This window comes from Vibrio ishigakensis (assembly GCF_024347675.1).
In the GTDB taxonomy this organism is placed as follows: Bacteria; Pseudomonadota; Gammaproteobacteria; order Enterobacterales; family Vibrionaceae; genus Vibrio; species Vibrio ishigakensis.
The window spans coordinates 2734535-2756773 of record NZ_AP024881.1; the positions used below are offsets into that span (position 1 = coordinate 2734535).

A 22239-nucleotide genomic window follows, 5' to 3' on the forward strand; every position below is an offset into this window, starting at 1 on the left:
ACCCTTATGCGTAAAAAATTAACCGCGCAAAGGTACTCGTTTGTAGGAAAAATAGCCAGTAAAGTTTGAGCTAAAGCACACTTTGTTTAGCTCAAATGCTGTTATTTGTGGCTAGTTACCAGCTTATGCCCCTCTTCTAGAGGCTCAAAGTCGATAAAGTTTCGAATGGCTTGCAGTTCATCTTCTTGATAATGGGTGACATACAAAAGGCTGCTAAGATTGGCACTGGATATCTTTTCAAGAGCAGCATGTACCAACTTGCGACTGATAAAATCCAACCCTTGGTAAGGCTCATCGAGCACCAGAAGCTGCGGACGCTTGATCAGAGCCCTAGCCACCAGCAGCAAACGCTGCTGACCATAGTCCAGCTGCCTAAAGCCGGTTTTAGCCAAATGGCTCATCTCCAACACTTCTAACCAACGCTCAGCGAACAGCAACTGCTTCTTGCTCGGCTGTTCATATAAGCCGATGGAGTCAAAGTAGCCCGATAAAAGCACCTCAAGCACGCTACAGCCCACACGATATTGAAGATGCAAAGAAGACGAAACAATCCCGATGCGTTTCTTTACATCCCAGATAGACTCGCCACTACCACGCTTGATACCGAAGATTTGAATGTCATTGGCATAGCACTGTGGATGGTCACCGACGATAAGCCCCAATAAGGTACTCTTGCCGCATCCGTTTGGACCGCGTATTTGCCAGTGCTGACCTTGATCCATCTGCCAGTTAAAGTCCTTGAAGATGATTCCATCTAGATACTCTACCTTGGCATTGGTTAGCTTAATCAGAGGCTCTTGCGAGAGTTGCTCGTTCTCTCCTTCCATCAAAGAGAGCCAATCCGAGCTTTTGGACTCCGATAGTGAAAGTGCTTGTTGGCGTAGTGGGTGATCGTGCCACTCTTGTATGCTTAAGGTTTGGCTAAGCTGTGCATTATCGAACAGGGCGAGATGGGAAATAGCACTTGGGAATTCATCTTCACGAGAAGTCATGACTATCAATTGCATCTTGGATGAGAGTTCATCAAGAAGCTTGGTTAGTGAGGCACGGTGAGCGATATCGAGCCCAGAATATGGCTCATCTAGCACTAACAGCTTTGGTTTTTTGACCAAGGCTCTAGCCAACATCAAGCGACGCGTTTCGCCGGTGGAAAGCTGCCTAAACGGTCTATCACGTAGAGCAATTAAGTCAGTTTTTTGGATTACCTGCTCAAGCTCAGCATCAGAGCAACCGAGCTCGGAGATAAGTTGCTCAACGCTGGAGCCGTAATCGATAGAATCTTGAAAGTCCGTTTCGTCATTTGCGAGCTCTCGCTCTAGGAGCTTTTGTTGCTCATACAGAGAAACACATTCAACTGAATCTACGAGCTGAGAGATTTCACCACTCTCAGGCTCAATATCACCCATGAGCAACTGCTCTAGCAGTCGATTGCTGTCACTGGAGGTTGTGAGTATTCCCCAGTGCTCTTCGCCTAGTTGCCAATCTTTGATACTCAAGCTAGCCGTTGAGTTACTGATCCTAATTCCCTGAATGCGCATGACTTTCTCCTTATTTCAACCCATTGTGCCATGACTTTAGGAACAAAAAAACGCCACTCGTCGAGAGTGGCGTTTTGGCTTTTTTTAGAAAACTCAATTGAGATTAAAGCACTTGGATAGATACGGTTTTCTGTAGGAAGTCGAAGCTAATGACATAACGACCATCTGCTGGTGCAGTAAAGGTGATGTTATTGTCACCACCGATTGGTAGTGAGCCATCGGCTGCAGTAACTGCACTAGCGCCGTGTTCACATTGACCCCAATCGCCACAGGTAAACTTAAACTCATAAGTGGTACCTGCTGTTAGCTCTGCACTCTCGATAGTTACAAGGCCATCGTCTTGAGCAAAGGCCATTAGATTTGCGGCATCATGATTCCAACCACCTACGATGGTGCCCGGAATGTACCAATCTTCACCTTCATAGCTCTCAACCAATTTGGCATCGATGATCTGTGGTGCTTGGTAATCAGTAGCATCGATAGCAAACTCATACATACCTAACTCAGAGAAGTTAGCTGGACAGTTATCACCACCACAACCCATTTCCGTCTCCCATGAGCCTAGGGTGAACTTGTAACCAGTATCTGATGCCAAGCCAAGAGCTACCTTGTAGATGCCATTTCCAGCATAAGGAACCTCAATGCCAGCAGGGTTCCAGAAGTCTGCTGGGAAATCACCCGCAATGTATACTTTCTGTTGTCCGAATGGAGGAACATCTTCTTTCGAATCTACCGGAAGACCTGCACCCTGTGCACCATCCTGTGGCTGTACAAATACCGCTGTTGTCAGTGCTGGTACGTTGAAGGTATTACCTGCAAAGTATGCCTGCTGCACGACGGCATCGGCAGAGTCTTGTTGCACTGAGTGCAGCTCAAAACCTGAAGCAGCATCAACAGTAAAGTTTTGCTCTTCAGCAGTCGCATTCACCACTACCACTACAGCGTCATAGTTAGGGTCCAAGTCAGCACCGGCTGATGTACCATCATCAATAGACATGACGATCAAGCCATAGGTTTGATCTTCACCAACATTGTGGAAATCAACTCGGTCAGCCACATCATCTGCTGTTTGTAGTTGGAACAGTGGGCTAGAGGTACGAATCTTCAGAAGCTCTAGGAACTGCTGTTTAGTCAGTTCGATATCTGACTCATCCACATACAGACTCGTATCTGCGATGATCTGACCGATCAGCTCGTAGTTAGCACCATCTTTGTCCTCACGAGGTAGGCCTACGTTCCAGTTGTTGTCGCTACCATCAAAGCGAACGCGGTTGAACCAGTCTCCTGAATCATAAGAGTCGCGCTGCATCGACTTAGAGCGAAGCAGTTCTGAGCCCATATGAATAAATGGAATACCTTGACCTATCATAACCGTGGACATAGCGATGGTCTGCATGCGTGCACGCTCTTGCGGTGTTACCCCAATCGCTGTCTTATAAGCGTTGTTGTCCCAAAGGGTCTGGTTATCGTGCTTAGATACATAAGAGATGTTCTCTGAAGGAGACTTAGTGTAACCCGCAGGTGCACCGTTATAGTCAAGGTCTTTACCTGTAATGGTATTACCTTGAGAGTCGACCATAACAAAATCAGCTAGGTTACCCGCCATACCCAGACGCACTATGTCTTGGTTATGAAGCATATTAGTTAGCTCTTCCTGAGACTCGTCACGACGCTCGTTTGGATAAGCGGCGTTAGCAAAGCCTTGGTTCTTACGAAGACCTGTGCCGTCACCATCGAATGGGCTACCACCACGTACCGCATCACGCAGACGGTCAGAGAAGGTACCTATACCCGTGCCTGCCATATTGATCTGGGTAGCTTGCTCAAAGCGTGCGTTATTGGCTACCTCACCAAAATCCCAGCCTTCACCGTAGAATAGGATGTCAGGACGAACCTTACGTACCTCTTCTAGCGCTTCAACCATAAGGTCTTTTGGTTGGTGCGCCATCAAGTCAAAGCGGAAACCATCCACGTTGTACTCTTTCGCCCAGGTCACCAATGAGTCCACCATCAGCTTACCCATCATGCGGTTTTCGGTTGCTGTGTTATCACAACAAGTAGAAGTCTCAACGCCACCGGTGTTGATGTTTAGGCGGTGGTAGTATCCCGGAACTATCTTATCTAGAACCGATTTCTCGTTCACACCCGAAGCGTTGGTGTGGTTGTACACCACGTCCATAACCAGTTTAAGGTCCATCTCATGAGTGGCTTTAACCATCTCACGGAATTCCTTGATGCGCGCAGTGCCCTCAGCATTGGTCGCGTAACTGCCCTCTGGAACCGTGTAATGGAATGGGTCATAACCCCAGTTGAAGCTGTCCAACATGCGCAGGTCATTCATCAAGGTTTGCGCATCCTTGGTAGCAGGGTCGTAGCTCTCTAGTACACTTTCTAGAGTGGCGTTCTTATTCTCAGTACCACAAACAACCGCTTCTGGCTTCACCTTACACAGATCACGTACTTTATCGTTAATGTCTACTGTGTTGGCTTCGTCTACTGTCGCAATATCAAAGGCAGGTAGAATGTGTAGCGTAGTTAGACCGGCCGCTTGAAGCTCTTGAAGATGCTGAACAGATTCACGCTTATCTTCGGTTAAGGCTAGGTATTTACCGTTGTACTTTTTCTTACCTTTGCTATCGCTGAAGCTGAAATCTCTCAGGTGAGATTCATACAGGATGTGGTACTCATCTAGATACTCGCCATTGTCACCCACAGGGGTTTCTGGTCTTTCATACTTGTCCCAGCCTTTCGGCTTCAACTTTTTATCATTCGCCAAATCAACAACTTGGGAATAGCGAGAGTTGGTTGAAACGCTGTGCGAGTAAGGGTCTGTAACCATCACAGTTTCGATGCGCTTAGTGGTTGGGTGATAAACCGTTACCTCATAGCGATAGTAATCACCTACTACGCCATTAACCTGACCAGATTCCCATACACCTGTCTCAGGGTTCTCAGCTAGGTTAATCTTCTTGGTCTGTTTCTTATTCTTGTTGTAGATGTATAGATCTACGTTTTGAGCGGTTGGTGCCCACAGTTTAAATTCGGTGCGGGAGCCGTTTACGATAGCGCCCAGTTCTTCAGAGATAGCATTACCGGCATCTTCGTTAACAAACACATCATCCAGCACGCCAGCCTTTTGCACTTCAGTGGCCGCGAGTACCTTGTCTTCATCATCATAAGCGACCATGACGATCTGACTTTTCAGGATACGAGCTAGCTTTCTGTCTCGAACATCGATCTGAGTGCCTGTCATACCACTTAGGTGCGGGAAGCGTTGTTTTAACTCTTCACTCAGTTCACCTGTGATCGGCACATCAAGGGATTTACCACCTGTGATCACATTGGTCTCTTCGTCAAGCTCGATGCGATTGCGTGGTGAGTATCTCAGCTCTACGCGTGCTGCATTAGCCGCGTCTTCCCAAGCGATTGTGTCTCTATCCAGCCAGTGAGCTTTTTGCCCATCGATAGCGATTGGGCGCTCAGAGATCGGCTCATAATAGAGTTGGCTCGAACCATGGAAGCCAAACAAGCCTCGCGTTTCACCCAGCTCTGTCAGCTGAACCTTTTGGTTTGCACTACCAAAGGCTTTATCGTCACCCTTGTGAAGGATGAAGTTCATACATGTGTGAGGGTCGCTCGCATCTAGGTCTACATTCAGCACGTAATACGCGCCATATGTGTCACTAAAGCCTGAAACTGGATACGGATCATTCCAATCCGTACCGCCTGAACCAATACCCATTTTTTCAAGGTCTGTGCTGGTACAGCCTTCACCATTCCATAGGTGCAGACCCCAACCGTTGTACTCGGCCTCGTTGTCGGTACCGCGGTTATAATAGATAACGACTTCATCGTCTTGTGCTGGGTAAAGATCCGATGCTTGGGCAACACCGCCACTCATCAACATGATCGAAGTTACCATCATAGGCATGGTGGTCTTCGCCAATGTATTTATTTTGAACTTCATAATCCCTTCCAAAAAATTTGCTACAGAATTAAACCGAGGCCCCCTGCCTCGATAGGCGTATATGTTAGGAAGAAAGTCGTGCCACAAAGTGTGATAGCGTACGTAAAAAGTCTTTTTAAACAATTAGATAGAGATATATGCAAGGAGAGTCACTAAATGCAGGTGTACAAAAAACAGTCCTATTCACGCTTTGTAGGATGAGGGATTCACCCCCTAAAACCATTCATCTACTCCCTTAATCTCATCCCTAGCATTCACAGAGCAAATAACAGATTCAGAACTCGAGGCAAAAAAAAGCGAGGGTAAAAACCCTCGCTCTTAAATCGATAAATCGACTGGATTACATCATGCCTGGCATACCGCCCATGCCACCCATGCCGCCCATATCAGGCATTGCTGGAGCATCAGCTTGAGGCTTGTCAGTAACCATAGCTTCTGTAGTGATCATCAGACCTGCAACAGATGCTGCGAATTGAAGTGCGCTACGAGTTACCTTAGTTGGATCTAGGATACCCATCTCTAGCATGTCACCGTAAACACCAGTTGCAGCGTTGTAGCCATAGCTACCTTCGCCTTGCTTAACTTGGTTAGCAACTACAGACTCTTCGTCACCTGCGTTCTTAGTGATTTGACGGATAGGTGCTTCCATTGCACGTAGAGCAACGCGGATACCTACGTTTTGCTCTTCGTTGTCGCCTGTTAGCTCAGTCAGTTTTGAAGCTGCACGGATTAGAGCAACACCACCACCTGCTACAACGCCTTCTTCAACCGCTGCGCGAGTTGCGTGAAGTGCGTCTTCAACGCGGTCTTTCTTCTCTTTCATCTCAACTTCAGTTGCTGCACCAACCTTGATTACTGCAACACCGCCAGCTAGCTTAGCTACGCGCTCTTGAAGCTTCTCTTTGTCATAGTCAGAAGTTGCATCTTCAACTTGTTGACGGATTTGAGCAACGCGAGCGTTGATCGCTACTTCGTCACCTGCACCATCGATGATGGTAGAGTTTTCTTTAGTTACGGTTACGCGCTTCGCTTGACCTAGGTCTTCTAGAGTTACCTTCTCAAGCTCAAGACCGATCTCTTCAGAGATAACAGTACCGCCAGTTAGGATAGCGATGTCTTGTAGCATTGCCTTACGACGGTCACCAAAACCTGGAGCCTTAACTGCAGCAACCTTAACGATACCACGCATGTTGTTCACAACTAGAGTTGCTAGTGCTTCACCTTCTACATCTTCAGCGATGATTAGAAGTGGGCGAGATGCTTTAGCTACTGCTTCTAGAGTTGGAAGTAGTTCGCGGATGTTTGAAACTTTCTTGTCGATAAGAAGGATGAATGGGTTTTCTAGATCAACAGAACCCGCTTCTTGGTTGTTGATGAAGTAAGGAGATAGGTAACCGCGGTCAAACTGCATACCTTCAACTACGTCTAGCTCGTCTTGTAGAGCCTGACCTTCTTCAACAGTAATAACGCCGTCACGACCTACTTTTTCCATCGCTTCTGCAATGATGTTACCTACAGTCTCATCAGAGTTTGCAGAGATAGTACCTACCTGAGCGATAGCTTTAGTGTCAGCACATGGTTGAGACAGAGCTTTTAGCTCTTCAACAGCAGCCACTACTGCTTTGTCGATACCGCGCTTAAGGTCCATTGGGTTCATACCCGCTGCAACCGCTTTAAGGCCTTCGTTTACGATAGCTTGTGCTAGTACAGTTGCAGTTGTTGTACCGTCACCCGCAGCGTCGTTTGCTTGAGACGCTACTTCTTTAACCATTTGCGCGCCCATGTTTTGGAACTTGTCTTCAAGTTCGATTTCGCGCGCTACAGATACACCATCTTTAGTGATAGTTGGTGCACCGAAAGACTTGTCTAGTACCACGTTACGGCCTTTAGGGCCTAGTGTTACCTTTACCGCGTCAGCTAGAACGTTAACGCCCTCTAGCATTTTAACGCGTGCATCATTACCAAATTTTACGTCTTTAGCAGCCATTATTTATTCCTTTCTAAATTCGATTTTTCGTTTTCGTTGTGATTCAGAATCGATTATTCAACGATTGCCATGATGTCGTTTTCAGACATGATAAGAACTTCTTTGCCGTCGATCTTCTCAGTCTTAGTGCCGTAGCCTTCAGAGAAAATAACAGTATCGCCAACCTTCACGTCTAGTGGTTGAACCGTACCGTTTTCAAGGATGCGACCTTTACCAACTGCAACTACGATACCGCGTGTAGATTTTTCAGCAGCAGAACCAGTTAGTACGATGCCGCCAGCAGACTTTGATTCAACTTCTTGACGCTCAACGATAACTCGGTCGTGTAATGGACGAATGTTCATCGATTGATTCTCCTAAATTAACTTTCCTGATAGATGATTGGATGCCATTTCTTGGCTAACGCTAACTATGATGGGGATTAACGGGGCAAACCCAAGGGGGGCAGACAAGAAATTTACAAAAATTGTGCGCTGAAACCGTTTACGTCCGACTATGAATAAGCAAAGGCTGGCACAGTTGTAGCTGAGTGTGAGCGAAATGGTTATGCTAGCCCATCACGACTCAAGAGTAGTTCTATTAGATGCAAGATAAACACGGTTTGTTAACCGACCCTATCAGCGATGTTTTGCGAAAAATGACCCTGCCTATGGTGTTTGGTATTGTCGCGATCTTGCTGATGAACCTAGTGGATGCCTTCTTTATCTCTCTGCTGGGTACCGAGCCTCTTGCGGCGGTTAGCTTCACTTTCCCTGTTACCTTTGGTCTGAACAGTCTGACTATGGGCGTTGGCCTTGGCATCTCTACCTTTGTGGGGCGCTTTCTCGGTCAAGGGGATAGCAAGACGGCCGCTCGTTTCTCGAGTCACGGTATCCTCCTTGCGGTGCTTTTGGTTATCTGCGTATCTTCGTTAGGAATTCGCTTCCATGAGCCACTGTTTCTTGCCCTAGGCGCAACACCGGATCTCTTACCTCTCATAGAGCAGTACATGCATATCTGGTTCTTAGCAATTCCGCTTCTGACGATACCTATGACCGGCAATGCAGCCATACGCGCCAGTGGCGATACCAAAACCCCATCGCAGATGATGATGTTTGCCGCCCTAGTTAATGCCATCCTCGACCCGATTCTTATCTTTGGTTATCTGGGTGCGCCTAAGCTAGGCATTCAAGGTGCAGCTATCGCCAGTGCTATTAGTTGGGGGGCAGCATTAGTTTGGTCGCTGAGCCTGCTGATCAAGCGTGAAAAACTGCTCAAGCTCCCATCGCCAAAGTTTCTGATCCAAGACTGGAAACAGATACTGCATATCTCGTTGCCTGCAGCTATCTCTAACTCGCTAGTACCTATCTCCAATGCCATCTTGATGAAGCTAGTATCAGCACAAGGAGTATTTGCAGTAGCGGCCTATGGTGCGGCGCAGCGTGTGGAATCATTACTTATTATTGTTTTGATGGCACTCACTTCAGCTTTGACGCCGTTTCTTGCGCAGAACCTAGGGGCAAAGAACATCAAGCGCTGCTTCGATGCTCTGTTCCTATGTATGCGCTTTTCTATTCTGTTTCAGATACTTATCTTTATCATGATGGTGCCACTTAGCACCTCTATCGCCGGTCTGTTTAGCCAAGAGATTCAGGTACAAGACCTGCTGTGGTTATATCTGATGTGCGTGCCGATCAGCTACGGATTTCAAGGGGTGGTAATGGTGTTGGTGAGCGCGTTAAACGCACTGCATCAGCCATCTAAAGCCTTCTTATGGAGCTGCTTAAGACTGTTTGCTTTTACTCTGCCTTGTGCCTGGGTTGGCGCAGAGTTCTATGGAGAACAAGGTCTGTTTGTTGGGATAGGTGTGGGGAATATCCTAGCTGGAGTGGCGGGTTACCTGTATGCACTCCAACTAAGAAAACAAGCGGATAGCTTGCTTTAAATAAACGAGCTAAATACCGTCGCCGCCGATAAAGCTTTGTGACTTGCCGTTGAACTGTTGGTCCATATCCTCTGAAGGTTTATCAGATTGAGGACGACCCACAATCTTAGCAGGTACACCAGCAACCGTAGTGTGAGGTGGTACGGCCTGAAGCACTACAGAACAAGAGCCGATCTTAGCACCCTCGCCCACCTCGATATTGCCAAGGATCTTGGCACCAGCACCAATCATCACGCCCTCGCGGATTTTAGGGTGACGGTCACCAGACTCTTTACCTGTACCACCTAGGGTCACATCCTGCAGAATAGAAACGTCATTCTCTACCACGGCCGTCTCACCGATAACAATACCGGTAGCGTGGTCGAGCATTATGCCGTTACCTATCTTAGCCGCAGGGTGAATATCCACCTGACACGCCACAGAGATCTGGTTTTGTAGATAGGTAGCTAGAGCCACACGCCCCTGCTTCCACAGCCAATTCGCGATGCGATAGCCTTGAAGAGCATGGAAGCCTTTCAGATATAGAAGCGGCGCCGAGTACATAGAAACCGCGGGGTCACGGTTTACGGTAGCGTAGATATCATAAGCCGCAGACTTAGTGATCTCAGGGTCAGCGGCAAGAGCTTCTTCGATAACATCACGCACGCCCATGGCAGACATGGACGCAGTGCGGAGTTTGTTGGCCAGAATGTAACTCAGGCTAGCAGCAAAGCTATCATGATTGATAATGGTGGCATGATAAAAACTCGCCAACATAGGCTCTTCATCCGCCTGCTTTCTTGCCTCTTTAACGATGCAATCCCATACCTGTGCCGGTTTACATTCTGTCATTAACTTCTTCCTTGGGCTTATCTTTCTGCTTTTTTATCTCGAGCTAATAGGTCTTGCGCAGCCAAGCGCGCATCTTTACCTTGATATAGAACTTGATAGATTTGGTCAACTATTGGCATTTCAACCCCTTGGCGTCCTGCCAGCATCCAAACTTCTTTGGTATTTCTATAACCTTCAACCACTTGGCCGATCTCTTCTTGTGCAGTATCCACATCTTGTCCCTTGCCTAGGGCAAGACCGAAGCGACGGTTACGCGATTGGTTATCGGTACAAGTTAAGACTAGATCGCCCAATCCAGCCATACCCATAAAGGTCTCAGGCTTAGCACCGAGCGCCGCGCCCAGGCGAGTCATCTCCGCCAAACCACGAGTAATAAGTGCAGTACGAGCGTTGGCACCAAAACCAATGCCGTCAGACATACCCGCACCGATAGCGATAACGTTCTTCACCGCGCCACCAAGCTGCATACCGATAAAGTCGTCATTAGCATACACGCGGAATGACTTACTGCAGTGGATCTTCTCTTGAAGCTCCTCTGCAAATTCAGGACTCGATGAAGCTACTGAGATAGCCGTTGGCATACCCATAGCCAGCTCTTTCGCAAAAGTAGGACCGGAAAGAACCGCCAGTGGGTAGTTCTCTCCTAGGATGTCGATAGCCACATCTTTCAGCAAGCGACCGGTCTCAGGCTCAAGACCCTTGGTTGCCCAACAGATACGATGCTCAGCAGTTAAATGCGGTTTTAGGCTGTTTAAAACAATGCCAAATACATGGCTTGGAACCACAACTAGGATGTCACGACAGGCTGCTACCGCTTTAGCTAGATCCGCCTCAATAACCAGAGACTCAGGAAAGGCTACGTCTGACAGGAATTCTTTGTTCTCTCTGTCCTGCTCAAGGCGATGCATATGTTCAGGCTCATGGCCCCATAGAACAACCTTAGAGTTACGCGCGAGCGCAATTGCCAGCGAGGTGCCATATGAGCCAGCGCCGATTACCGTCATCGATACATCAGAAAAGTCGGTGGTAGTTTCAGCCATAGTTACTTCCGTTTGCTTGAATAGATCCACAAGAGTATAACCTCTCGAGAAATAAAAAATGCACGTCTTGCCAGGGTTTCTGACAGGAAGTGCATTTTCGAAGATTAAGTCAGTATGAACTAACTATTAAGCGTCAGCTTGAGGTTGCTCTTGCTGCTGCTGTTGGTTTTGTAGGTAGTTCATGAACAGAGCGTCAAAGTTAACTGGCGCTAGGTTTAGTTGAGGGAAGGTACCCTTGATTACTAGGCTTGAGATAGTTTCGCGAGCGTATGGGAACAGGATGTTCGGGCAGAACGCGCCTAGGCAATGTGCTAGTTGACCTGGTTCCATATCTTCAGCAGTGAAGATACCGCCTTGTTGGATTTCACATAGGAAAGCAGTTTCGTCTGCATTCTTAACAGTCACAGTTAGACGTAGAACTACTTCGTAAACGCCTTCACCTAGTTGAGCACTCTTAGTGTCAAGGTCTAGGTTCACATCTGGGTTCCACTCTTTTTGGAACATAGTTGGTGAGTTTGGCGCTTCAAACGACAGATCTTTTAGGAAGATGCGTTGGATTGCGAAGTTTTGTTGTGGCTGTTGAGCCGCTGCTGCTGCGTCAGACATGGTATTTTCCTTTAATATTTCTCATTGATGATGAGGCTTTCACTTTGCTTGGTGGCGATACTAATCAGCGACCTTTACATCTTTGTGAATCCAAGCCTCAACTCGAATTAGTTGTTGTGCGCTTGCTTACGTTTACGTGGCTCTTTCTTAACGCGCACCAAAGGTAGGTTCGCGTCAGTCCATGAAGTTAGACCATGCTTCAATACAAACACTTTTTCAAAGCCAGACTTAGCGAGTGCGTTTGCACTGTCGATCGCCGTTTGACCAGTTTTGCATACTACGATGATTGGGTCGCTTTTACGGTTTTCAAGCTCACCAAATGACTCGTCTTTGATGTCTGATGGCAAAATGTGAACTGCGTCAGTAATGTGGCCCTTTTTGAACTCATCTTTTGAACGAACATCTACCACTACACCGTTTTCGCGGTTGATCAGAGTTGTTAGTTCTTGAGTATCAATTTCTTTGTAACCCGCGGTGGACGATTTGACGATGTTCATCACCAAAGCCACGATCAGACCAACCCAAATAACAGTCAGAATTAGGTTCTGCTGTGCAAATTCGAAAATCTCTTGCATCTATCGATACTCTTTTTTAATTCATAAAGTGAAAAATTTAAGCCGCAGTATACCACTACCTATCTAGGATGCGACAAGATGCGCCCTAGGATCCCCTAAGAAAAAGAGATCATAGATCACGTATGAGCCAAGAATTGATTTCAAATCGTAAAGATAAGTCACAGATAAAAAATGCCGTATGAGTTTTGAAACTAAATTTCTAATGTTGTATAAAATTCAAACGCAACAGACTCAGAACTGAGATCGAGATAAAATTTAATTGATCTGATAGCGTCGCATCTGAGCTTTTCTGTAGTAAAATTACGCTAAATGTTCTCTTTGTCGAAAACTGAACAACGAAGAATTCGCTCATGCTCGAATCATTCGGGTGAGAGCTTCACCAGTTTATTGAGTTAAATTTTCAAATATAGAGGTCAACCTATGTCAGCTAAGAAGCCTATGGCTCTAGTGATCCTCGACGGTTACGGATACCGCGAAGACAAACAAGACAACGCAATCGCAAACGCAAAAACACCTGTTCTAGACGGTCTAATTGCTAACAACCCTAACACTCTAATCTCTGCGTCAGGCATGGATGTTGGTCTGCCAGACGGCCAAATGGGTAACTCTGAAGTTGGTCACACCAACATCGGTGCTGGTCGCGTTGTATACCAAGACCTTACTCGTATCACTAAGTCAATCGCTGACAAAGAGTTCCAACAAAACGAAACTCTAGTTGCTGCTATGGATAAAGCTATCAAAGCAGGCAAAGCGGTTCACATCATGGGTCTTATGTCTCCAGGTGGCGTACACAGCCACGAAGACCACATCTACGCTGCAGTTGAAATGGCTGCTGAGCGTGGCGCTGAGAAGATCTACCTACACTGCTTCCTAGACGGTCGTGACACTCCACCTCGCAGCGCTGAAGGCTCTCTTGAGCGTTTCTCTGCTCTTTTCGAAAAACTAGGTAAAGGCCGTGTGGCTTCACTAGTGGGTCGTTACTACGCAATGGACCGTGATAACAACTGGGACCGTGTTGAGCAAGCATATAACCTTCTAACTGAAGCTAAAGCTGAGTTCACTTTCGATTCTGCTGTTGCTGGTCTTGAAGCTGCTTATTCTCGTGACGAGAACGATGAGTTCGTTAAACCAACTGAAATCAAAGCAGAAGGCCAAGAGTCTGCAGCTATCGTTGATGGCGACGCAGTAATCTTCATGAACTACCGTGCTGACCGTGCTCGTCAGATCACTCGTTCTTTCGTACCTGCTTTCGACGGCTTCGAGCGTAACGTATTCCCTAACGTTGATTTCGTAATGCTGACTCAATACGCTGCAGACATCCCTCTGCTATGCGCATTCCCACCAGCAACTCTAGAAAACACTTACGGTGAGTGGCTATCTAAAGAAGGCAAAACTCAGCTACGTATCTCTGAAACTGAGAAATACGCGCACGTTACCTTCTTCTTCAACGGTGGTGTTGAGACTGAATTCGACGGCGAAGAGCGTCAACTTGTAGCTTCTCCAAAGGTTGCTACCTATGACCTACAGCCTGAGATGAGCGCACCTGAGCTGACTGACAAGCTAGTTGCAGCTATCAAGTCTGGTAAGTACGACGCTATCGTTTGCAACTACCCTAACTGTGACATGGTTGGCCACACTGGCGTTTACGATGCAGCAGTTAAAGCAAGTGAAGCGCTAGATGAGTGCCTAGGCAAAGTAGTTGAAGCTATCAAAGAAGTTGACGGCCAAATGCTAATCACTGCTGACCACGGTAACGCAGAGATGATGGTTAACCCTGAGACTGGTGGCATCCACACAGCTCACACTAACCTACCAGTTCCTCTGATCTACGTGGGCGGTAAAGACCTAGAGTTCAAACAAGACGGTAAGCTGTCTGACCTAGCTCCAACCATGCTGTCTCTATCAGACATGGAAATCCCTGCTGAGATGTCTGGTCAGGTTCTAGTAAATCTGAAATAATCTTTGCTATCAGTTGGTTGCTACTATCTCGGTAGCAACCCTTAGCAAGATTAAGATTTAGGATGAATCAAGCACCTACGCGTAAGCAAAAGCGAAACGCCAGTGTTAGAAACGCTGGCGTTTTATTATTACTAGCAGCCTCCCTGCTCCACTCTGCGGCACCCCTCGCCAGCACAGAAGAGCTAAAGGGTGTAAAAGGTGAGATCTCTCGTCAGCAGAGAAACCTAGCTCAGCAACAGAAAGAACTGGATGGCCTGCAGAAGCGACTCAAATCCGACGAGCTTGCTATCTCTAACGCCACCAAGAAGCTGAACCAAACCAAATCAACCCTAAGCACCTCTCAGAAGAATCTTGCCCAGTACAAGGTCGAGCACGACGCTCTGGTAAAACAAACCGAGCAACAAAAGCACAATCTTAAAGAGTTGGTTAAGGCCTACTATCTGATGCACACCAACGCCAAGCTGGACAACTTTTTGAGCCAGGACAGCGCAGGTCACAAAGATAGAATCAGTCAGTATTATCAGCATCTCGCGATCAAGCGCACTGAAGCCATTGAAGAGCTTGAAGAGACCAACAAGCAACTTGAAGCCAAGAACCAACAGCTTCTGGCAGAGCAGCAGCAAATCCAAACACTGCTTCAAGAGCAATCGACCCAATTAGCCAATCTGAAGAAGTCGCAGTCTAGCCGTAAGGGCACAGTGACTAAGATTAGTCGTAGCATCAAGGGCGACCAAGCCTATCTGAATGAGCTAAAACGAAACGAAGCACGGCTAAAGGCGGAGATTGCCAAAGCAGCTAAACGTAATTCAGTGCCTATGGATGGTCTGGCAAAACAGCGTGGCAAACTGCCGTGGCCAGTAAAAGGTCGTGTTCTACACACCTACGGCTCCACCCAAGGTGGACAAGCTGACTGGAAGGGTATGGTAATCAATGCCAATTACGAGCAGCCAGTTAAAGCCGTGTATCCAGGTAAGGTGGTATTTGCCGATTACTTGCGTGGCTATGGTCTAGTAATGCTCATCGACCACGGCAAGGGCGACATGACCCTATATGGCTACAACCAAGTCCTAACCAAGAAAGAAGGCGATAAAGTCACAGCGGGTGAGACCATTGCCCTTGCCGGTGACACCGGCGGCCAAAGCCGAGCCTCGGTCTATTTCGAATTGAGACGTAACAGCCGCACCGAGAACCCTCAACGCTGGCTAACCCGATAAAAAAACGCCGACTCAATGAGTCGGCGTTTTCTTTTCAATTCTTTGCGAAGATGCGGATTATTCCACTTCTTCCATTTTACCTAGCATGCTACGGATGCGCTCTTGCCATTGGTCGTGCTCAGTTTGAACCTGACGTGCACGCTCTTCAAATTGAGCTTTCTCACCACGTAGTTGCTCTGCTTCGCTTTCTAGTTGTTGCTTTTGCTCTTTAAGCTCATCAACTTCCATTTGTAGCAGAGTAATCGTGTCGACTGCTGTCTGTACTTTTGCTTCTAGTTTTTCCAATACTTCTAAAGACATCATGACCTACCTAATTCCATCATCGTTGTATAACCAAGCTATATGCCCCCTCGGGCTATGCTGTATCTAGCTTGGTCATAGATCTAACTTCCGTTTCATTCTACTCACAGTCATGTATATAAACACACCTAAACTTTCATTTTTAGTTCAAGTGAATAAAAAAACAGCGATCTTAATCATATTTTGACATCAATGTGCTGTAAGCAACCAAGTTCGATGCAGATAACAACGCAAGTTTGATGGTTCAAGTCAAATTAGGCTCAATTAAGCAAACGTTTTCCTACGGCTATGTTAGAATCCCGCCGACCAAACTTTAACCTCTAAAATACTGGAGTCGATATGAAACGCGATTTGGCGATGGCATTTTCTCGTGTAACTGAAGGTGCTGCACTGGCCGGTTACAAATGGCTTGGACGCGGAGACAAAAATGCAGCCGATGGAGCGGCAGTAGAAGTAATGCGTAGCCTACTCAACAAAACCGATATCAGCGGTGAGATTGTGATTGGTGAGGGCGAGATCGATGATGCGCCAATGCTGTATATCGGCGAAAACGTAGGCCTAGGTGGTGACGCGGTTGATATCGCGGTAGACCCAATCGAAGGCACACGTATGACCGCTATGGGTCAATCAAATGCACTGGCTGTTCTAGCAGCGGGTGAGAAAGGTAGCTTCCTAAAAGCACCTGATATGTACATGGAAAAACTGGTTGTAGGCCCAGGCGCTAAGGGTCATATCGATCTAGACAAGCCTCTGGCAGAGAATCTACAAAACATCGCAAAAGCACTAGGCAAGAGCCTGGATACGCTAACCGTAACTACTCTAGCTAAACCTCGTCACGACCAAGTGATTGCAGAGATGCAGGCCATGGGTGTACGTGTATTCGCTGTGCCAGACGGTGACGTAGCAGCGTCTATCCTAACCTGTATGCCAGATAGCGAAGTAGACGTGATGTACTGCATTGGTGGCGCACCTGAAGGTGTGGTATCAGCCGCGGTTATCCGCGCACTAGACGGTGACATGCACGGTCGTCTTCTACCTCGTCACGAAGTGAAGGGCGATACCCCAGAGAACCGTGAACACGGCGAGCTAGAACTAGCACGCTGTCAGGAGATGGGCGTTGAAGCGAACATCGTTCTAACCATGTCTGACATGGCTCGTAGTGACAACGTTGTATTCTCAGCAACCGGCATCACTAAAGGTGACCTACTTGAAGGCATCAGCCGTCAAGGTGATATCGCAACCACAGAGACCCTGCTTATCCGTGGTCGCTGTCGCACCATTCGTCGCATCAAGTCTATTCACTACTTGGAGCGCAAGGATGACGAGATTCGTCACCACATCCTATAAAACAAAAAAACGTTGCCTTCGGGCAACGTTTTTTACTTTAAGCGTAAGGCTCACCGTATCGGTTCTTGCCTTCGGTTCCCTTTAAGAAACCACACTCTATAAGAATCCAAGCCCCACAAGCCAGAGCCACGATTGAGATCACTGGCGCGGCTGAGGTTTCCGCCACCATGGCCTGACTGCCTGCTGGCATCATTGCCCTGCCTACCACTAATGGAATATTCAGTAGTAGCATCCAAGCGCTTTTTTCTCTGTCATGCCAACGCTTTGCTGTTATCGCAAGATCTGGAATAAGCAGTATCACCAGCACGATCGGGATAGCAAACATAGCCAGCCCAGGCGAGATCTGAGCTAACAAGCCGCCGATTAGTGCCAATCCAAAGTAGTAACACAGGTTCCAGATCCAAAACTGTTTGCGACCTACTCGGCCTTCAAAAGAAAACAGCAGTTGTGGAAGATTCATCTTCACCTCGTTTAGTCGTGGCTCACCTTCTGAAAGCATTCACGATCCATATCTCGAACATTGATAGTCAAACTGTGCACCCACTCAGCATTTTGCGTAAGCAACTGCATCAGGTCTCGAGACAAGGCACGCTTTTGTTCTTCGGTGCGCCCAGAGAGTAACTCTACGGTTAAATGGATAAAGTCCACATCGTCTTCATGCTCCCCCACCAACCAGGTGTGGCAACGCAGTGCACGTGACTTTACTGAACTTGCCTCAAACAACCCACTATCAATCATAGACTGATGCAGATCTTGTAACAAACCCTGCACATTCACTCTTTCTTCAATGGGTTGCGTGTATTCCATGACTAGATTAGGCATACGATCTCCTTTTGTGAATTTGCCACCTTACACCAAGCATCACAGTTTGAAGCATAAAGCCTGAGAAATTGCCTATCAGATCACTCAAGTTGCTCGCTTTTGAGTTAAGCTTGAGCGACATGACCAGAATCATGAATTGTAGGTATGATTCTGTTATATTCTTTCGTATCGATCGTATATTTTTTACTAATTTAGAAGGGAGTATTTTATGCGTCGTCCTGTAGTTATGGGTAACTGGAAACTGAACGGTAGCAAAGAGATGGTAGTTGATTTGCTAACTGGTCTTAATGCTGAGCTTGAAGGCGTAACAGGTGTTGACGTAGCAGTAGCTCCACCAGCGCTTTACATCGACCTTGCTGAGCGCACGCTAACTGACGAAGGCAGTGCAGTCATCCTAGGTGCTCAAAACACTGACATCAACAACCAAGGTGCATTCACTGGCGACATGTCTCCAGCAATGCTTAAAGAATTTGGTGCTTCTCACATCATCATCGGTCACTCAGAGCGTCGTGAATACCACAACGAATCTGACGAGTTCATCGCTAAGAAGTTCGGCTTTCTAAAAGAGAACGGCCTAACTCCAGTATTCTGCATCGGTGAATCTGAAGCACAAAACGAAGCTGGCGAAACTGAAGCAGTATGTGCACGTCAAGTTAACGCTGTAATCGACGCGCTAGGTGTTGAAGCTCTTCAAGACGCTATCATTGCATACGAGCCAATCTGGGCTATCGGTACTGGTAAAGCAGCAACTGCTGAAGATGCACAACGCATCCACGCTTCTATCCGTGCTCACATTGCAACTAAGAGCCAAGCTATCGCTGACCAAGTAATCATCCAATACGGTGGTTCTGTTAAGCCTGAGAACGCAGCAGCATACTTCTCTCAGCCTGACATCGACGGCGCACTAGTTGGTGGTGCAGCACTTGACGCGAAAAGCTTCGCAGCTATCGCTAAAGCAGCAGCAGAAGCTAAAGCTTAATCGCTTAAAAGAGCAGTAATATATTGTTTGGGCCAGCACTTTGCTGGCCTTTTTTATGCCTGCTGATTTGATATCACTAAATTGCAGGCATAAAAAAACCGCCACCAAGGTGACGGTTTAATTGGTAAATTCTTAGCGAATTAAAATAGCTCGTCAGCAACCTTGTATAGGTCTTCACGAACTGGGCGACGCATGTTTTCGATAGCATCGATGATGTCGTGGTGAACCAGCTCTTCTTTCTGGATACCAACACAACGACCACCTTCACCTTCTAGAAGTAGGTGAACTGCGTAGTTACCCATGCGAGATGCTAGAACACGGTCAAACGCGGTTGGACGACCACCACGCTGGATGTGACCAAGTACTGTTGCACGAGTCTCACGACCCGTCGCTTCTTCGATCTCTTTCGCGATCTCGTTAGCGTCGAACATTAGCTCAGTTAGCGCGATAATAGCGTGCTTCTTACCCTTAGCGATGCCTTCTTCGATAGCTTGGATCAGATCTTCTTTGCTCCAGCTGCGCTCTGGTGTGATGATATACTCACAACCACCCGCGATTGCTGACATTAGGGTTAGGTCACCACAGTGACGACCCATGATCTCAACGATAGAGATACGCTGGTGAGAAGAAGACGTGTCACGTAGACGGTCAATAGCATCGATAACTGTGTTTAGAGCAGTTAGGTAACCGATAGTGTAGTCAGTACCTGCAATGTCGTTATCGATAGTGCCTGGAAGACCGATACATGGGTAACCCATCTCAGTCAGTTTCTTAGCACCCATGTAAGAGCCGTCACCACCGATAACTACTAGCGCTTCGATGCCGTGCTTCTTCAGGTTCTCGATAGCTTGTTTACGAACTTCTTCTTCCTTAAATTCTGGGAAGCGAGCCGAGCCAAGGAAAGTACCACCCTTGTTGATTACGTCAGAAACGCTTGAACGGTCCAGCTTTTCGATACGATCTTCGTACAGACCCAAATAGCCGTCATATACACCGTACACTTCCAAGCCTTTAGTTAGCGCAGTACGAACAACACCTCGTACAGCTGCGTTCATTCCTGGAGCGTCTCCACCACTCGTCAATACACCGATCTTTTTAATCATGTTAACCCTCAATTCTGGGATAGATTTATTACAAATTTAAAAACGCCTAAAAGGCAAAATTCAAAACACTGCCGTGAGGCTCCCCTTCAAAGCCATAAAGCCACAACAGCTAAAAAAATTTCAACTTGGTAAGAGTATTACAAGTTGCAGTCTGTTTAGTTTGATTAATATCAGAATCCGACCAAGTTCTCATTCCGAGTCAAATTCCGCATTAATTATATCCGATTTCTCAGATTTACTACCATCCTTGTTGCTTCTGTGCCTGCTCTTCTTCGAGCACAACAGAAACAGGATCTTGATGCACGATCACATCACAGCCTGGGAAAGCATCCTCTAGCTTAGCCTCTACCTTGTCCGCGATCCTATGCGCTTCGATCAATCGAAGATCATCATCGAGTTCAAGATGAAGCTGGATAAAGCGGGTCGGACCCGACATACGCGTTCTCAGCTGATGCATACCCTGCACACCTTTTACTCCGGTTGCGATAGAGCGGATCTGTGCCAACTCTTCCTCGGGCAGTTGTCTGTCTAATAAAGACTGCACCGCAGAGTAGACCATTTTAGCCGCACTCACCAAGATATACACGCCGATTCCAATAGCAAACACAGCATCCGCCTGTCCAAAGCCGTACATGCTAAGGCCCAAGGCGAGCAAGATCGCCATGTTCATATAAAGGTCAGTTTGATAATGCAATGAATCGGCGGCAATTGCTTGGCTACCAGTGCGTCTCACCACATATTTTTGGAACTGCACCAAGCCAAAGGTCACAACTGTGGCAAAAACAGTAACGTACAGACCAATCTCTGGCTGATTAAGCTCATGAGGACGGAAGAAACGATCCACGCCGTTCAGGATCAAGAAGATGGCCGAGCCAGAAATAAACATGGCCTGCGCTAGTGCCGCTAGAGATTCGGCCTTACCATGACCAAAGGTGTGTTCTTTGTCGGCAGGCTGCAGGGCGTATTTGAGTACCACTAGATTGACCGTCGAGGCAGCGATATCCAGCATGGAATCGATCAAAGATGCCAACAAGCTCACAGAGCCGGTTATCCACCATGCGATCACTTTGACTATCAATAGCAGGCTCGCCACTATGGTGGCAGACCAAGCGGCCACTGTGACCAGTTTTTTGTACTCTTGTTGCATACAGGCTCACGGCATGGGTTTGTTGAAGATTATATACCCAACTAATGGCAAGCTACAGACTAGGCAGACGCTAAAATGATGAAATGGTTACGAAATCTTATTAATCGCTATGATGCTTGGTGCGCCTCGATGGGACTGACGCCAGAACAAAAACGAAGCTGCGTACCCTATCGCAGAGATCCATGCTCCACAGACAAAAACAGCGCTACCGACAAAGCCAATAACGCTGCAGGACCTAGGTAAAAGAATTAGCCGTTGTTAGCTCTTTTCTTTTCCATTTTTTTCTCCATTTTCTGCTCGCACTTCTGCATACGCTCATCTTGCATCTGTACTAGCTTATCTTTCTGCTCAGCAGTTAGAACGCTCATCATACGGTGTTGTACGCGCATTTTCTCAACCTGCATATTTGCACGCTGTTCAACCATCTCTTGTGCTAAAGCCTGTGCTTCTTGTTCGTTGAAGTCTGCTGCAAGTACCAGCTCACGCTCTTTAGCCTTGTTAGCCTTCATCTGAGCGCGCATTTCAGTGCCCTTATCCTTGTAAGACTCTTTCATCTCACTGCGGATAGTCTCAAGTTCTGCCTTCTGCTCATCTGTTAGGTCAAGCTGACGGAAAGAGCGTGATGAGATATCACCATGACAGCCGTGACCACCCTTCATACCCTTGTCACCACTTTTCGCCATTACTGTTGTTGCGCCCAGTGCTAGTGGAAGTACAAGTGCAGATACCAACCATTTCTTAGACATAGCCATTTTAAATACCTCTAATCTATATATTGCCTTTCGGAAGTTCAGCGTGACCAAAAGTCAAATGAGGCGTTCCTGCTTCGCAGAAACGATTTTCAAAATCCCCAACGCTGTTCGTTGGTTTTAGAATAATAGTAGGCGTGTAAAGCGCAGT

General features: G+C 47.1%; 20 protein-coding genes. 6 read left to right on the forward strand and 14 right to left on the reverse strand.

The annotated features are described in order from the left end of the window. Positions 1–101: 101 nt before the first annotated feature. The 4 genes from Pcarn_RS12610 to Pcarn_RS12625 all read right to left on the reverse strand — a co-directional run bounded on the left by Pcarn_RS12610 (position 102) and on the right by Pcarn_RS12625 (position 7836). Positions 102–1538, reverse strand: a complete 1437-nt coding sequence (locus Pcarn_RS12610; protein ID WP_261834186.1) for an ATP-binding cassette domain-containing protein — start codon at positions 1536–1538, stop codon at positions 102–104. A gap of 103 nt (positions 1539–1641) precedes the next feature. Continuing rightward, positions 1642–5505 carry a pullulanase-type alpha-1,6-glucosidase gene (gene pulA, locus Pcarn_RS12615; protein WP_261834187.1) on the reverse strand — a complete coding sequence of 1288 codons (3864 nt, stop codon included), beginning with the start codon at positions 5503–5505 and terminating at the stop codon, positions 1642–1644. Positions 5506–5845: 340 nt separating this feature from the next. After that, positions 5846–7492, reverse strand: a complete 1647-nt coding sequence (groL, locus tag Pcarn_RS12620; protein ID WP_261834188.1) for a chaperonin GroEL — start codon at positions 7490–7492, stop codon at positions 5846–5848. Positions 7493–7545: 53 nt separating this feature from the next. After that, positions 7546–7836 carry a co-chaperone GroES gene (locus Pcarn_RS12625; protein ID WP_261834189.1) on the reverse strand — a complete coding sequence of 97 codons (291 nt, stop codon included), beginning with the start codon at positions 7834–7836 and terminating at the stop codon, positions 7546–7548. A gap of 239 nt (positions 7837–8075) precedes the next feature. On the opposite strand from Pcarn_RS12625, the gene Pcarn_RS12630 reads away from it, so the two are divergent. Continuing rightward, complete coding sequence (locus Pcarn_RS12630) at positions 8076–9416, forward strand: MATE family efflux transporter (RefSeq protein WP_261834190.1); 1341 nt, start codon at positions 8076–8078, stop codon at positions 9414–9416. 9 nt (positions 9417–9425) lie between these two features. On the opposite strand, the gene cysE is transcribed toward Pcarn_RS12630, so the two are convergent. From cysE to Pcarn_RS12650, 4 genes are all read right to left on the reverse strand, one after another. Then, complete coding sequence (gene cysE, locus Pcarn_RS12635; protein ID WP_261834191.1) at positions 9426–10247, reverse strand: serine O-acetyltransferase; 822 nt, start codon at positions 10245–10247, stop codon at positions 9426–9428. A 17-nt stretch (positions 10248–10264) separates the two neighbouring features. Beyond that, positions 10265–11287: an NAD(P)H-dependent glycerol-3-phosphate dehydrogenase gene (gpsA, locus tag Pcarn_RS12640; protein ID WP_261834192.1), complete on the reverse strand. Its 1023-nt coding sequence runs from the start codon at positions 11285–11287 to the stop codon at positions 10265–10267. A gap of 126 nt (positions 11288–11413) precedes the next feature. Continuing rightward, complete coding sequence (gene secB, locus Pcarn_RS12645; protein ID WP_261834193.1) at positions 11414–11893, reverse strand: protein-export chaperone SecB; 480 nt, start codon at positions 11891–11893, stop codon at positions 11414–11416. A gap of 107 nt (positions 11894–12000) precedes the next feature. Further along, positions 12001–12468, reverse strand: a complete 468-nt coding sequence (locus tag Pcarn_RS12650; protein WP_261834194.1) for a rhodanese-like domain-containing protein — start codon at positions 12466–12468, stop codon at positions 12001–12003. A 420-nt stretch (positions 12469–12888) separates the two neighbouring features. Here Pcarn_RS12650 and gpmM point away from each other — a divergent pair, with 420 nt between their 5' ends. After that, entirely contained in the window at positions 12889–14427 is a 1539-nt protein-coding gene (gpmM, locus tag Pcarn_RS12655; RefSeq protein WP_261834195.1) for a 2,3-bisphosphoglycerate-independent phosphoglycerate mutase, read from the forward strand. A gap of 62 nt (positions 14428–14489) precedes the next feature. Next, entirely contained in the window at positions 14490–15641 is a 1152-nt protein-coding gene (locus Pcarn_RS12660; protein WP_261834196.1) for a murein hydrolase activator EnvC family protein, read from the forward strand. A gap of 57 nt (positions 15642–15698) precedes the next feature. Here the strand turns inward: Pcarn_RS12660 and zapB are convergent, their stop codons facing one another. After that, a complete protein-coding gene (zapB, locus tag Pcarn_RS12665) occupies positions 15699–15941 on the reverse strand; it encodes a cell division protein ZapB (protein ID WP_261835686.1) in 243 nt (80 codons plus the stop codon). A 339-nt stretch (positions 15942–16280) separates the two neighbouring features. Here zapB and glpX point away from each other — a divergent pair, with 339 nt between their 5' ends. After that, the gene (glpX, locus tag Pcarn_RS12670) at positions 16281–17288 is read left to right on the forward strand and encodes a class II fructose-bisphosphatase (RefSeq protein ID WP_261834197.1); all 1008 of its coding nucleotides are present in this window, start codon (positions 16281–16283) and stop codon (positions 17286–17288) included. A 37-nt stretch (positions 17289–17325) separates the two neighbouring features. Here glpX and Pcarn_RS12675 read toward each other — a convergent pair whose 3' ends face one another. Together Pcarn_RS12675 and Pcarn_RS12680 are read right to left on the reverse strand one after the other, a co-directional pair. After that, entirely contained in the window at positions 17326–17748 is a 423-nt protein-coding gene (locus tag Pcarn_RS12675) for a DUF805 domain-containing protein (RefSeq protein WP_390904488.1), read from the reverse strand. 11 nt (positions 17749–17759) lie between these two features. After that, positions 17760–18110 (reverse strand): 5-carboxymethyl-2-hydroxymuconate Delta-isomerase, encoded by a 351-nt coding sequence (locus tag Pcarn_RS12680; RefSeq protein WP_261834199.1) that lies wholly within the window; start codon positions 18108–18110, stop codon positions 17760–17762. Positions 18111–18318: 208 nt separating this feature from the next. Between Pcarn_RS12680 and tpiA the strand changes: the two genes are divergently transcribed. Further along, the gene (tpiA, locus tag Pcarn_RS12685; protein ID WP_261834200.1) at positions 18319–19089 is read left to right on the forward strand and encodes a triose-phosphate isomerase; all 771 of its coding nucleotides are present in this window, start codon (positions 18319–18321) and stop codon (positions 19087–19089) included. Between the two features lie 140 nt (positions 19090–19229). On the opposite strand, the gene pfkA is transcribed toward tpiA, so the two are convergent. Both pfkA and fieF read right to left on the reverse strand, forming a co-directional pair. Beyond that, a complete protein-coding gene (gene pfkA, locus Pcarn_RS12690; RefSeq protein ID WP_261834201.1) occupies positions 19230–20192 on the reverse strand; it encodes a 6-phosphofructokinase in 963 nt (320 codons plus the stop codon). Between the two features lie 238 nt (positions 20193–20430). Continuing rightward, positions 20431–21339, reverse strand: a complete 909-nt coding sequence (fieF, locus tag Pcarn_RS12695; RefSeq protein ID WP_261834202.1) for a CDF family cation-efflux transporter FieF — start codon at positions 21337–21339, stop codon at positions 20431–20433. A gap of 75 nt (positions 21340–21414) precedes the next feature. Here fieF and Pcarn_RS12700 point away from each other — a divergent pair, with 75 nt between their 5' ends. Next, entirely contained in the window at positions 21415–21582 is a 168-nt protein-coding gene (locus tag Pcarn_RS12700) for a hypothetical protein (protein WP_261834203.1), read from the forward strand. Positions 21583–21587: 5 nt separating this feature from the next. On the opposite strand, the gene Pcarn_RS12705 is transcribed toward Pcarn_RS12700, so the two are convergent. Next, positions 21588–22091 (reverse strand): CpxP family protein, encoded by a 504-nt coding sequence (locus Pcarn_RS12705; RefSeq protein ID WP_261834204.1) that lies wholly within the window; start codon positions 22089–22091, stop codon positions 21588–21590. Positions 22092–22239: the final 148 nt, after the last annotated feature.

Bases quoted from the DNA above. Each gene is read 5' to 3' on its own strand.
- Pcarn_RS12610 (WP_261834186.1), bottom strand. From the start codon at position 1,538: ATGCGCATTCAGGGAATTAGGATCAGTAACTCAACGGCTAGCTTGAGT.
- pulA (WP_261834187.1), bottom strand. From the start codon at position 5,505: ATGAAGTTCAAAATAAATACATTGGCGAAGACCACCATGCCTATGATG.
- groL (WP_261834188.1), bottom strand. From the start codon at position 7,492: ATGGCTGCTAAAGACGTAAAATTTGGTAATGATGCACGCGTTAAAATG.
- Pcarn_RS12625 (WP_261834189.1), bottom strand. From the start codon at position 7,836: ATGAACATTCGTCCATTACACGACCGAGTTATCGTTGAGCGTCAAGAA.
- Pcarn_RS12630 (WP_261834190.1), top strand. From the start codon at position 8,076: ATGCAAGATAAACACGGTTTGTTAACCGACCCTATCAGCGATGTTTTG.
- cysE (WP_261834191.1), bottom strand. From the start codon at position 10,247: ATGACAGAATGTAAACCGGCACAGGTATGGGATTGCATCGTTAAAGAG.
- gpsA (WP_261834192.1), bottom strand. From the start codon at position 11,287: ATGGCTGAAACTACCACCGACTTTTCTGATGTATCGATGACGGTAATC.
- secB (WP_261834193.1), bottom strand. From the start codon at position 11,893: ATGTCTGACGCAGCAGCAGCGGCTCAACAGCCACAACAAAACTTCGCA.
- Pcarn_RS12650 (WP_261834194.1), bottom strand. From the start codon at position 12,468: ATGCAAGAGATTTTCGAATTTGCACAGCAGAACCTAATTCTGACTGTT.
- gpmM (WP_261834195.1), top strand. From the start codon at position 12,889: ATGTCAGCTAAGAAGCCTATGGCTCTAGTGATCCTCGACGGTTACGGA.
- Pcarn_RS12660 (WP_261834196.1), top strand. From the start codon at position 14,490: ATGAATCAAGCACCTACGCGTAAGCAAAAGCGAAACGCCAGTGTTAGA.
- zapB (WP_261835686.1), bottom strand. From the start codon at position 15,941: ATGTCTTTAGAAGTATTGGAAAAACTAGAAGCAAAAGTACAGACAGCA.
- glpX (WP_261834197.1), top strand. From the start codon at position 16,281: ATGAAACGCGATTTGGCGATGGCATTTTCTCGTGTAACTGAAGGTGCT.
- Pcarn_RS12675 (WP_390904488.1), bottom strand. From the start codon at position 17,748: ATGAATCTTCCACAACTGCTGTTTTCTTTTGAAGGCCGAGTAGGTCGC.
- Pcarn_RS12680 (WP_261834199.1), bottom strand. From the start codon at position 18,110: ATGCCTAATCTAGTCATGGAATACACGCAACCCATTGAAGAAAGAGTG.
- tpiA (WP_261834200.1), top strand. From the start codon at position 18,319: ATGCGTCGTCCTGTAGTTATGGGTAACTGGAAACTGAACGGTAGCAAA.
- pfkA (WP_261834201.1), bottom strand. From the start codon at position 20,192: ATGATTAAAAAGATCGGTGTATTGACGAGTGGTGGAGACGCTCCAGGA.
- fieF (WP_261834202.1), bottom strand. From the start codon at position 21,339: ATGCAACAAGAGTACAAAAAACTGGTCACAGTGGCCGCTTGGTCTGCC.
- Pcarn_RS12700 (WP_261834203.1), top strand. From the start codon at position 21,415: ATGATGAAATGGTTACGAAATCTTATTAATCGCTATGATGCTTGGTGC.
- Pcarn_RS12705 (WP_261834204.1), bottom strand. From the start codon at position 22,091: ATGGCTATGTCTAAGAAATGGTTGGTATCTGCACTTGTACTTCCACTA.